At 68.3% G+C, this 10,845-nt stretch carries 15 protein-coding genes; 13 read left to right on the top strand and 2 right to left on the bottom strand.

Translation table 11 applies throughout. The features are described from left to right. The 3 genes from AC1D1G_RS34345 to AC1D1G_RS34335 form a co-directional block, all read left to right on the top strand. The coding region (locus AC1D1G_RS34345) for an acyl-CoA dehydrogenase family protein (RefSeq protein WP_477955574.1) at positions 1-415 on the top strand (415 nt) is incomplete at its 5' end. Further along, positions 412-1,170: a 3-oxoacyl-ACP reductase FabG gene (gene fabG / locus AC1D1G_RS34340; RefSeq protein ID WP_283353237.1), complete on the top strand. Its 759-nt coding sequence runs from the start codon at positions 412-414 to the stop codon at positions 1,168-1,170. The genes AC1D1G_RS34345 and fabG, both read left to right, overlap by 4 nt. A gap of 3 nt (positions 1,171-1,173) precedes the next feature. Further along, positions 1,174-2,163, top strand: a complete 990-nt coding sequence (locus tag AC1D1G_RS34335; protein WP_283353238.1) for an NADPH:quinone oxidoreductase family protein — start codon at positions 1,174-1,176, stop codon at positions 2,161-2,163. On the opposite strand, the gene AC1D1G_RS34330 is transcribed toward AC1D1G_RS34335, so the two are convergent. Beyond that, a complete protein-coding gene (locus AC1D1G_RS34330; RefSeq protein ID WP_280780417.1) occupies positions 2,160-2,618 on the bottom strand; it encodes an SRPBCC family protein in 459 nt (152 codons plus the stop codon). The genes AC1D1G_RS34335 and AC1D1G_RS34330 overlap by 4 nt on opposite strands. 119 nt (positions 2,619-2,737) lie before the next feature. Here AC1D1G_RS34330 and AC1D1G_RS34325 point away from each other — a divergent pair, with 119 nt between their 5' ends. From AC1D1G_RS34325 to AC1D1G_RS34310, 4 genes are all read left to right on the top strand, one after another. Continuing rightward, complete coding sequence (locus tag AC1D1G_RS34325; protein WP_007296545.1) at positions 2,738-3,358, top strand: TetR/AcrR family transcriptional regulator; 621 nt, start codon at positions 2,738-2,740, stop codon at positions 3,356-3,358. A 99-nt stretch (positions 3,359-3,457) separates the two neighbouring features. Next, entirely contained in the window at positions 3,458-4,669 is a 1,212-nt protein-coding gene (locus tag AC1D1G_RS34320; protein WP_009480718.1) for an acyl-CoA dehydrogenase family protein, read from the top strand. After that, complete coding sequence (locus AC1D1G_RS34315) at positions 4,666-5,691, top strand: phosphotransferase family protein (protein WP_477955573.1); 1,026 nt, start codon at positions 4,666-4,668, stop codon at positions 5,689-5,691. The genes AC1D1G_RS34320 and AC1D1G_RS34315 overlap by 4 nt, the downstream gene beginning before the upstream one ends. Next, positions 5,688-6,425 (top strand): SDR family NAD(P)-dependent oxidoreductase, encoded by a 738-nt coding sequence (locus AC1D1G_RS34310; protein WP_317568258.1) that lies wholly within the window; start codon positions 5,688-5,690, stop codon positions 6,423-6,425. The genes AC1D1G_RS34315 and AC1D1G_RS34310 overlap by 4 nt, the downstream gene beginning before the upstream one ends. On the opposite strand, the gene AC1D1G_RS34305 is transcribed toward AC1D1G_RS34310, so the two are convergent. Continuing rightward, positions 6,413-6,973: a ribulose 1,5-bisphosphate carboxylase large subunit gene (locus AC1D1G_RS34305; protein ID WP_280780415.1), complete on the bottom strand. Its 561-nt coding sequence runs from the start codon at positions 6,971-6,973 to the stop codon at positions 6,413-6,415. The two genes, AC1D1G_RS34310 and AC1D1G_RS34305, sit on opposite strands and share 13 nt — an antisense overlap. A gap of 94 nt (positions 6,974-7,067) precedes the next feature. Between AC1D1G_RS34305 and AC1D1G_RS34300 the strand changes: the two genes are divergently transcribed. The 6 genes from AC1D1G_RS34300 to AC1D1G_RS34275 all read left to right on the top strand — a co-directional run. Then, entirely contained in the window at positions 7,068-7,574 is a 507-nt protein-coding gene (locus AC1D1G_RS34300) for a methylated-DNA--[protein]-cysteine S-methyltransferase (RefSeq protein WP_477955571.1), read from the top strand. Beyond that, positions 7,571-8,062, top strand: a complete 492-nt coding sequence (locus AC1D1G_RS34295; RefSeq protein ID WP_283333901.1) for an RNA polymerase sigma factor — start codon at positions 7,571-7,573, stop codon at positions 8,060-8,062. The genes AC1D1G_RS34300 and AC1D1G_RS34295 overlap by 4 nt, the downstream gene beginning before the upstream one ends. Next, positions 8,059-8,661 carry a methylated-DNA--[protein]-cysteine S-methyltransferase gene (locus tag AC1D1G_RS34290; protein ID WP_283333903.1) on the top strand — a complete coding sequence of 201 codons (603 nt, stop codon included), beginning with the start codon at positions 8,059-8,061 and terminating at the stop codon, positions 8,659-8,661. Before AC1D1G_RS34295 ends, AC1D1G_RS34290 begins: the two co-directional genes overlap by 4 nt. After that, entirely contained in the window at positions 8,658-9,368 is a 711-nt protein-coding gene (locus AC1D1G_RS34285; RefSeq protein WP_283353242.1) for a 2OG-Fe(II) oxygenase, read from the top strand. Before AC1D1G_RS34290 ends, AC1D1G_RS34285 begins: the two co-directional genes overlap by 4 nt. Before the next feature lie 5 nt (positions 9,369-9,373). Then, complete coding sequence (locus AC1D1G_RS34280; RefSeq protein WP_283353243.1) at positions 9,374-10,030, top strand: alpha-ketoglutarate-dependent dioxygenase AlkB family protein; 657 nt, start codon at positions 9,374-9,376, stop codon at positions 10,028-10,030. After that, on the top strand, positions 10,027-10,845 hold an 819-nt coding region (locus AC1D1G_RS34275; RefSeq protein WP_477955569.1), incomplete at its 3' end, for a DNA-3-methyladenine glycosylase family protein. The genes AC1D1G_RS34280 and AC1D1G_RS34275, both read left to right, overlap by 4 nt.

The following is a 10,845-nucleotide window of genomic DNA, read 5'->3' as shown; positions in this document are numbered from 1 at the left end:
GTTGATGTGTCGTCGGGCGTCGTCGCGGGTGACGTTCGGTAAGCCGGTCAGTGAGAATGCGAATGTTCAGGATTGGATTGCGGAGGCGCGGATCGAGATCGAGATGATTCGGTTGTTGACGCTGAAGGCGGCGTATCTGATGGATACGGTGGGGAACAAGGAGGCGCGGACGGAGATCGCGGCGATCAAGGTGGCGGCTCCGAATATTGCGTTGAAGATTGTGGATCGGGCGATTCAGGTGCACGGTGGGGCCGGTGTGACCGACGACTTCCCCCTCGCCATGATGTACGCCCATCTGAGGGCATTGCGTCTCGCGGACGGACCGGACGAGGTCCACAAGATGTCCATCGCGAGAAGAGAACTGCGCAAATACCGTACGAATACCGAGAACAACCAGCATGGAGGAAACAAGTGAGCCAGGAACGTAGAACCGCCATCGTCACCGGATCGGCCCGTGGAATCGGCGCCGCCGTCGCGAAGCGGCTGGCAGACGACGGCTACGCGGTCGCCGTGCTCGACCTCGACGAGTCCGCCTGCGCGGCAACCGTCGACGCGATCACGTCCGCCGGCGGCGAAGCGCTGGCCGTGGGCGCGAACGTCGCCGACGAGGCGTCGGTCGCCGCGGCGGTCGAGCGGGTGGCGACCGAACTGGGCGCCCCGACGATCCTGATCAACAACGCCGGAATCACCCGCGACAACCTGCTGTTCAAGATGACCGTCGACGACTGGGACGCGGTGATGAACGTGCACCTGCGCGGTGCGTTCCTGATGTCGCGGGCCGTGCAGAAGTACATGGTGGACGCCAAGTTCGGGCGCATCGTGAACCTCTCGAGCACCTCGGCGCTCGGTAACCGCGGGCAGGTCAACTACTCCGCCGCCAAGGCCGGTATGCAGGGCTTCACCAAGACACTGGCGTTCGAGCTGGGCAAGTTCGGGGTCACCGCCAACGCGATCGCGCCCGGCTTCATCGAGACCGAGATGACCGCCGCCACCGCCGAGCGGGTGGGTGTCGGCTTCGAGGACTTCAAGAAGGCGGCGGCGTCGCAGATCCCGGTGAACCGCGTCGGGCAGCCCGAGGACATCGCGCACACCGCATCGTTCTTCGTGAGCGAGGGCGCCGGATTCGTGTCGGGTCAGGTCGTCTACGTCGCCGGTGGACCGAAGGACTGATCGATGAAGGCGTGGCGTGTACACGAATTGGGGCAGCCGAGGGACGTTCTGACGTTCGAAGACGTCCCCGACCTCGAACCGAAGCCCGGCGAGTTGCTGGTCAAGGTGCTCTCGGCGGCCGCGAACTTCCCRGATGTGCTGTTGTGCCGCGGCGAGTACCAGATCAAGCCGCCGCTTCCGTTCACTCCCGGTGTGGAGCTGTGCGGCGAGGTGGTGGGCCTGGGGGAGGGTGTCACCGAGTTCGCCGTCGGCGACCGGGTGATCGGCATGCCGAGCCTGCCGAACGGCGGGTTCGCCGAGCTGGCCGTCATGTCCTCGGCCACCGCGTTCCCCGCTCCGGAGGCCCTCGACGACGCCGAGGCGTCGGCGCTGTCGATCGGGTACCAGACGGGATGGTTTGCGCTGCACCGCAGGACGCAGATCCAGCCCGGCGAAACGCTGCTCGTGCAGGCTGCGGCAGGCGGAGTGGGCAGCGCGGCCGTGCAGCTGGGTAAGGCGGCAGGCGCCAAGGTGATCGGCGTCGTCGGCGGGCCCGAGAAGGCGGCATATACGCGGGAACTCGGTGCCGACCTCGTGATCGATCGGCACAGCGAGGACTTCGTCCAGGCCGTGAAGGACTTCACGGACGGCCGCGGTGCCGACGTCGTGTTCGATCCGGTGGGCGGCGACTCCTACACGAAGTCGACCAAGTGCATCGCGTTCGAGGGTCGCATCATCGTGATCGGATTCGCGAGTGGCACCATCCCGTCGCCCGGGCTGAACCATGCGCTGATCAAGAACTACTCGATCATCGGGCTGCACTGGGGGCTGTACAACGCCTACAACCCCGCTGCGATCCGGGAGTGCCACAACGAGCTGACGAGGATGGCCACGGCAGGTGAGATCAAGCCGATGATCAGCGAGCGGCTCGGACTCACCGACGTCGCGGACGGCATCGCGAGACTCGGCGAGGGGACAACGGTCGGACGGCTGGCTTTCCTGCCCGGACGCTAGCGGTTGCGCTTCGCGTACAGCTCCTCGAGGTTGTGCCGCAAGGTCACCTCGGTGTTCTTCACGGCCGTTTCGACGAACGGTTCGACGATGAGACCGAGGGCCTTGCCGGCGAGACCGCCGGGGAGTTTGTACGCGAAGTCCACGCTGATCTCGGTCTTGTCCTCACCGTTTGCGGTGAACTCCCAGGTCGAGGAGTTGGCGGCGCCGTCGAGCGACGCCAGGGTGATGACCCGGTCCTGCTCCCACTCGGTGACCTCGAGCCGCGACCGCAGGGTGCTGGGGCCGATGTGGATCGCGGCGTCGAAGGTCGACTCCATCCCCTGGTCGAATTCCCCGATCGGACGGAACTCCGAGACTCCGAACATCCAGTCGGGGACCGTCCGGTAATCGTCGATGTACGCGAACGCCACGTGGATGGGGACGGCTGCGATCGCGGAGTGACGGACGTGGATCATCAGGTGGTCCCTGGCTCTCTGTCGGAGAAGGCTGTCGATCTGGGCGACCTCGTTCGACTCTAGTCAACTCCCGCGACCGCAGCAGGGGAGCGGCGGGTGCCTGTTCTACCGTAGGACCCATGACGGTAGAGGGCACCCAGCGCGGCAGTTCCTGGCGTGAGTACACCGACCAAGGCTTGTCCAAGGTTCTGGCCGCGGCGCTGGCGGCGTTTGTCGAGAAGGGGTACGACGGCGCGTCGATCCGTGAGATCGCGTCCCGCGCCGGTCTGTCGGTCCCCGGTCTCTATCACCACTACCCCTCCAAGCAGGCGCTGCTGGTGGGGTTGACGAACGCGGTGATGCGCGAACTCCTCGATCGCAGCCATGCGGCGGTGGCCGAGGCGGGTCCGACACCGGGCGAGCGGTTCGACGCGGTCATCGAGTCGTTGCTGCGGTTCCACATGTACCGGCGTGAACAGGCGTTCGTCGCGTCCAGGGAGACGCGGAGCATGGAACCGGAGAGCCGGAAGGCGTACATCGCGCTGCGCGACGAGCAGCAGGAGATGCTGGACGACATCGTCCGCGAGGGGGTGGCGGCCGGGCTGTTCCGGACACCGTTCCCGGAGGACGCGAGCCGTGCCGTCGTCACGATGTGCGTCGCGGTGTCCACCTGGTACCGGGAGGACGGGCCGCTGTCGCCCGACGAACTGGTCGAGCGGTACCTGGCGATCGCGAGGAGCACGGTCGGCGCGTCCGACTGAGTCTTGACCGGCCTTCGAAGGTGTGGAATTGTCGGGGACGACTTCGACCGAGCGAGTGATCGGTCGGTACCGGAGTCGTCGTACTGACTGGAGGTAGTTGTGGCGATCGATCTGTCCTACGCACCCGGGGTGACCGCGCTCGTCGAGAAGACCGAGGCGTTCATCCGCGAAGTCGTGCTGCCCATCGAGGACGAGCACGGCGGCGACATCACCGCTGCTGGTGGCGACACCCTGCGCGTGGAGCTGCAGAAGGCAGCCAAGGACGCCGGAGTCTTCGCCCCGCACGCACCTGTCGAGTACGGCGGGCACGGCCTGAACATGACCGATCGCGCGCCCGTCTTCGAGGCTGCGGGCTATTCGCTGTTCGGTCCGACGGCCCTGAACATCGGGGCACCCGACGAAGGCAACGTCCACATGCTCGCGCACATCGCCAGCCCCGAGCAGAAGGAGCGGTTCCTCGCCCCGCTGGCGCACGGCGACATGCGGTCGGCGTTCGCCATGACCGAGCCGTCACCCGGAGCCGGCTCGGACCCCTCGGCGCTGACCACGCGCGCCGAAAAGGTGCCGGGCGGGTGGAAGATCAATGGCCACAAGTACTTCATCACCGGCGCCGACGGCGCGGGATTCTTCATCATCTTCGCCCGCACGTCCGGCGTGCCCGGCGACCGCGGCGGCGCCACGATGTTCCTCACACCGGCCGACGCCGACGGGCTGAGGGTGGGCCGCCACATCGACACCCTCGACCGGGCGATGATCGGTGGGCACTGCGAGGTGTTCTTCGACGACCTGTTCGTCCCCGACAGCGGGGTTCTCGGCGAGGTGGACCAGGGATTCGCCTACGCCCAGGTCCGGCTCGGGCCCGCCCGGATGACACACGTCATGCGTTGGCTCGGTGCGGCGCGCCGCGGCCACGACGTCGCCGTGGCACACGTCGCGCAGCGTGACGGTTTCGGAGGCAAGCTGGGCGATCTGGGCATGGTCCAGAAGATGGTCGCAGACAACGAGATCGACATCGCCGCCAGCCGGGCACTGTTGACGCGGGCGTGCTGGGAACTCGATCAGGGCGGCCACGCGAGCAACTCCACGTCCATCGCCAAGACCTACGCGTCCGAGGCCATCTTCCGCATCGTCGACCGCTCGATCCAGATGTGCGGCGGTCTCGGCGTGTCCGGCGACCTGCCCCTCGCCCGGCTGTCCCGCGAGGTGCGACCGTTCCGCGTCTACGACGGACCGTCCGAGGTGCACCGCTGGGCCATCGCCAAGCGTGTCGTGGGTGCCGCGAAGAAGGCCGCGCGGGAGGCGGGCGCATGAGCGAACATCGGGGGCTCGATCTCGTTGCGCTGCAAAAGTTCCTGACCGCGTCGGACGTTCCTCTCGACGGCGAGTTGCGGGCCGACCTGATCGCCGGCGGCAAGTCCAACCTCACCTACGCCATCTTCGACGACTCCTCGCGGTGGGTGCTGCGAAGGCCGCCCACCGCGGGGCTCACACCCTCGGCGCACGACGTGGCCCGCGAGTTCCGCATCACCTCGGCCCTGCAGGGCACCGACGTCCCGGTGGCCGCCACCGTCGCACTGTGCGAGGACGACAGTGTGATGGGCGCGCCGTTCACCGTGGTCGAACACGTGACGGGTCAGGTGATCCGGACCAAGTCGGATCTCGAGGCGCTGTCCGGCGACGACATCGACTCGTGCACCGACGAACTGGTCCGTGTGCTCGGCGCGTTGCACAACGTCGACTACGACGCCGTCGGCCTGGGCGAGCTCGGCCGCCCGGACGGGTACGTGGCCCGGCAGGTCACATTGTGGGCGAGCCAGTGGGGGCGGGTGAAGACGACGGACTCCGCGGACGTCGACCGCCTGCATGCCGCGCTCGTCGAATCGATTCCGCAGCAGTCGGAGTCGTCGATCGTGCACGGCGACTACCGCATCGACAACACCATCCTCGCGTCCGGCGACGTGAGCACCGTCGCGGCGGTCGTCGACTGGGAACTGTCGACCCTCGGCGACCCGCTCACCGACGTCGCCCTGATGTGCGTCTACCGGCATCCGGCTCTCGACCTGGTGCTCGGCGAACCGGCGGCCTGGACGAGCCCGCGACTGCCGTCGGCCGACGACCTCGCGCAGCGCTACACCGTGGCCTCGGGGCGCGAACTGGTCCACTGGAACTTCTACCTGGCGCTCGCGAACTTCAAACTCGCCGTCATCGCCGAGGGCATCAACCACCGCTACCGGGTCGGTGCCACCGTCGGTGAGGGTTTCGACAAGGCGGGCGACGCGGTGCCCGAATTCGTCGCGGCCGGCCTGCGCGCCCTGAAAGGACAGACCGTATGAGTCGCACCGCACTGATCACCGGCGCCTCACGTGGCATCGGACTCGGCATCGCCACCCGTCTCGCCGAACAGGGGTACGGGCTGACGATTACCGCCCGCGATCGCGATCGGCTCGAGTCCGTGGCCGCCGACCTGCGGACCGCGGGCGCGAAGGAGGTCGTCGCGGTCGCGGGTGACCTCGCCGACGAGGAATCCGCGGGACGCGTCGTCGAGGCGCACGCCGACGCGTTCGGGTCGCTCAACGCGCTGGTACTCAATGCCGGGGTCGGAACCGCGGGCCCCATCGGCGAGTTCCCCATGCGCCGATTCGACAAGAGCCTCGGAGTCAACCTGCGGGCGCCGTTCAGCCTGCTGCAGCAGTCGCTGCCGCTGCTCCGGACCGGTGCGGCGGAGAACCCGGGACGCGGGTCCAAGGTCGTGGCCCTGGCATCGATCACCGGCGTGTACGCCGAGGCGGGGCTCGCCGTCTACGGCGCGACCAAGGCCGCCCTGATCTCCCTGACCGAGACGCTGAACGTCGAGGAGTCGGGCAACGGCGTCTCCGCGACCGCGCTCGCCCCCGCGTACGTCGACACCGACATGTCCGCGTGGATCCACGACACGATCCCGCCCGAAGCGATGATCGAGGTCAACGACATCGTCGAACTCGTCGACGCCCTGCTGCGGCTGTCGTCGCGTGCGGTGGTCCCGAAGATCGTCGTGGGACGCGCCGGAACGGACGGCTACCGCGCGTAGTCCTCGTCCTCCTGGGCCTCGCCGCGCTTGCGGAAGAACTTGAACCCGGGGACGCCCTGGATCGCCTGGCGCACGCCCTGGACCTCCTCGAGGAGTTGGTGGATCTCCGGCGACACGGTGTCCAGGGTCGCCAGGATCGGCATCAGCCCCTCCATGCGCAGGGTCAGCTCGGGCAGGTGGTCCACCAACCCGATCGCGGCGTGAATCTCCTCCTCGGTGAGGTCGTCGACGAACCGCTGCGCCAGTGGGGCGGCCTTCGTCGCTAGCGGCTCGTACAGACTGATCAGCGTCTGCGCCGACGCGGATGTGTGCCCTGCCGTGGCGACGACGGTTGCCGCCGATTCCGCAACCGCGTTCGCCCTCGCCACCGCGATCTCGGCGCCGTCGCTGATCGCCTCGATGCGGGAAATCAGCTCCTCCACCTGGTCCAGGAGGGTGCCGATCCGGCCGGGAAGGGAGACGACGAGTTCAGCGGTATCCGCCGACCACCGGACGATCCCGGTGACGGTACGCACCAGGTCGCGGGTTCCGAGTTGTACGAGAGCCATCGGCCCATCCTGCCTGATGCCTTTCGCACCTCACGTTTCGGTCGTGGCAGACGTCTACCTTTCAGAGGCCCGTACACCTGGAAGGATTGGCACCGTGAATGCCGACCGAGCAGCACACACAGTCATCGATTCACCGATCGGCCCCCTGACGCTGGTGAGCGTCGACGGGGTGCTGAGCGGCATCTACATGGTCGAACACCGGCACCAGCCCGATCCCGCGACTTTCGGGGAACGCGACACCGCAGATTTCGACGAGGCCATCACCCAGCTCACCGAATACTTCGACGGCAGGCGCACCGAGTTCACCGTCCCGCTCGCCGCGCGAGGCACCCCGTTCCAGCAACGAGTGTGGGACGCCCTGCGCACGATCCCGTACGGCGAGACGTGGACGTACGGTCAGCTGGCCGACTCCCTCGGCACCCCGACCGCGATTCGCGCGGTGGCGGCGGCGAACGGCAGAAATCCGATCAGCATCATCGTTCCGTGCCACCGCGTCATCGGGAGCAACGGCAGCCTGACGGGGTACGCGGGCGGGCTCGACCGCAAACGGTTCCTGCTCGAACGCGAAGCGGAACGGGCGGGACTCCGGCTGAGCYGATGACCCTGAAACCGTTCGAAGACGTCGTGGCCGAGCACGGCCCGACGGTGCTGCGGGTCTGCAGGGCCGTGGTCGGCCCGGTGGACGCCGAGGACGCCTGGTCGGAGACGTTCATCGCCGCGATGCGGGCGTATCCCGACCTGCGTCCCGGGAGCAACATCGAGGCGTGGCTGGTGACCATCGCGCACCGGAAAGCGCTCGACCACATTCGTGCGCGCGACCGGCGGCCCGTCCCCACCGACGAGCTTCCCGAGCAGACCACCGACCGCGGACTTCCCGGCGGTCACGACCCCGAGTTGTGGAACGCGGTCGGCGCCCTGCCGATGAAGCAACGGGCTGCGGTGGCGTATCACTACCTGGCCGGGCTGCCGTACACCGAGATCGCGGTGATCCTCGGCAACTCCCCGGACGCGTCGCGGCGGGCGGCTGCCGACGGCATTGCGGCGCTACGCAAGACCCTCTCGATCTCTGTGAGTGGAGACATCACATGAACATCCCCGACATCGTCTACGCCCTGTCCGCGTCGGACTCCGCGGTCGAGCAGAAACTGCGTGAGCGGCTCGCCGCCCTCGCCGCCGAGGCAGGTCTCCTCGACGTCGCGTACCGGACCCTCGACACCCCCGTCGGTTCGCTTCTGCTCGCCGCCACCGATCGCGGGCTGGTGCGGGTCGCCTTCCCCAATCAGGATCACGACGCCGTACTACAGACCCTCGCCGAGCAGATCAGTCCCCGGATCCTGCGCGCACCCGCCCGGCTCGACAGGGTGGCCCACGAGATCGACGAATACTTCCTCGGTGAGCGCACAAGCTTCGACATCCCGCTGGATTTCAGGCTGTCCAAGGGATTTCGGCTCGAGGTTCTCCATCATCTTCCCGAAATCGACTACGGGCACACCGCGAGCTACGCCGCGGTCGCGGCGGCCGCGGGCAGTCCGAAAGCAGTGCGCGCGGTCGGAACCGCCTGCGCCCTCAACCCGCTCCCGGTCGTGGTTCCCTGCCACCGGGTGGTCCGCAGCGACGGCAGCATGGGCCAGTACGCGGGCGGGCCGGAAGCCAAGTCGATCCTGCTGACTTTGGAGGCAGCGGCATGACTACCTTGACGCAACGCGTGAACGATCTGGATTGGCACGGTCTTCACGCCGAGACCGACGCCGCCGGATGCGCGCAATCGGAGCAGATCCTGACTGCCGAGGAGTGCGCGCAGATCGCGGACATGTATGAGGAGGTCGAGCGTTTCCGGTCCACCGTCGACATGGCCCGGCACCGTTTCGGCTCGGGACAGTACCGGTACTTCGACTACCCGCTACCGGAGGTCGTGGCCGAACTCCGCGCGGCCTTCTACCCGAAACTGCTTCCCGTGGCACGGGACTGGGCGGCAAAGCTGAGGCAGCCCTCGCCGTGGCCGGACACCCTCGGCGAATGGCTGGACATGTGCCACGACGCCGGCCAGAAACGGGCGACACCGATCCTGCTCAGCTATCGCGCGAACGACTGGAACGCCCTGCACCGTGACCTCTACGGTGACCTCGTGTTCCCGTTGCAGGTGGTGATCGGCCTCGACCGTCCGGGAGTGGACCACGAGGGCGGGGAGTTCATGCTCGTCGAGCAGCGGCCCCGCGCCCAGTCCCGGGGCACGGTGACGACGCTGCGGCAGGGGCACGCGCTGATCTTCACCACCAGGGACAGGCCCGTGCGCTCGACCCGCGGTTGGTCGACCGGACCGGTACGGCACGGTGTCAGCACCGTTCGGCGCGGCACCCGCCGGACCCTCGGCCTGGTCCTCCACGACGCCGAGTGACCGTGATGTCCGCCTTGATACCCCGCCCCCGAACCGAGGTGGCGCCCGGCGCCGTCCACGTCCCCGATTGGCTCACGCCGGCCGAGCAACGCCACCTGGTGGCCGAATGCCGGCGCTGGGCCACCGCACCGGTCCCGATGCGGGCCGCGCAACTGCCGACGGGGCACCGCATGTCGGTGCAGACGGTGTGCCTCGGCTGGCACTGGAAGCCGTATTCCTACTCGCGCACAGCCGAGGACGCGGGCGGTGGCCGCGTGGCGCCGGTGCCCGACTGGCTGGTCGCACTCGGCCGGCGGGCGGTGAGTGAGGCCTACGGGCAGCCCGCCGACGGGTACACACCCGATGCCGCGCTGATCAACTTCTACGACGACACCGCGAAGATGGGCATGCACCAGGACAAGGAGGAGCGGTCCGATGCGGCCGTCGTATCGTTGAGCATCGGCGACACGTGCACATTCCGCTTCGGCAACACCACCACCCGCACCAAGCCGTACACCGACGTCGAGTTGCTGTCGGGTGACCTCTTCGTGTTCGGTGGCGAGTCCCGGTTCGCGTATCACGGAGTACCGAAAGTGTTTCCCGGCACGAGCGATCCGGACTGCGGACTGACCACGGGCCGACTGAACATCACGCTGCGGGTGACGGGACTCGAGGACACATGAGAGTGCAACTGCCGTACCGGGGTCCGTTCACCCATGCGCCGTTGTGGGGCGCGCTCCGCGCCCACACCGTGTCCGGGCTCGAGCGACACGGCCCCGACGGAACCCACACCCGGGTGGTGAACGGTCCGCAGGGGCCCGCGCTCGTGTCCGTCGTCGTCCGTCCCGCCGACGGGGACGTCGAGGCGCACCTGACACCGGCGGATCCCGGAGACATCGAAGCGCTGACCGCCGCGGTCCGGCGCTGGCTCGACCTCGACGCCGATCCGGGGCCGATCGACGCCGCGTTGAGCCGGCACCCGCTCCTGGCTCCGCTGGTGGCGCTGCGTCCGGGTCTGCGGCGCCTGGGGAGCGTGGACGGGTTCGAGACGGCGGTTCTGACCATTCTCGGACAACAGGTTTCGCTGGCGGCGGCCCGGACGTTCGGCAGCCGGCTCGTGCACGCGTACGGCCGGCCGGTCCACGACGGATTCTTCGCGTTCCCCGAACCGGAGACGCTGGCGGCGCTCTCACCCGAACAGTTGCGCTCGACCCTCGGCCTCACCGGCGTCCGGGCCAGGACGGTGCTCGCGCTGGCCCAGGCCGCGTCCGGCGGTCTGCGTCTCGGCGCGGACACCGACCCGGCCGAATTCCGGGCCGGTCTGCTCGCACTGCCCGGCATCGGTCCGTGGACAGCGGACTATCTGACGGTGCGGGTGCTGGCCGACCCGGACGCGTTCACACCCGACGACCTCGTCCTCAAACGCGCGCTGGGGGTCAGGACCGGCAGGCAGGCAGCGGAACTCGCCGAGTCGTGGCGACCGTGGCGGGCCTACGCG

This window comes from Rhodococcus sp. P3_B8, from assembly GCF_056402775.1.
Note: the sequence above shows the minus strand (reverse complement) of the source record. Positions and strands in the feature narration are given on the sequence as shown.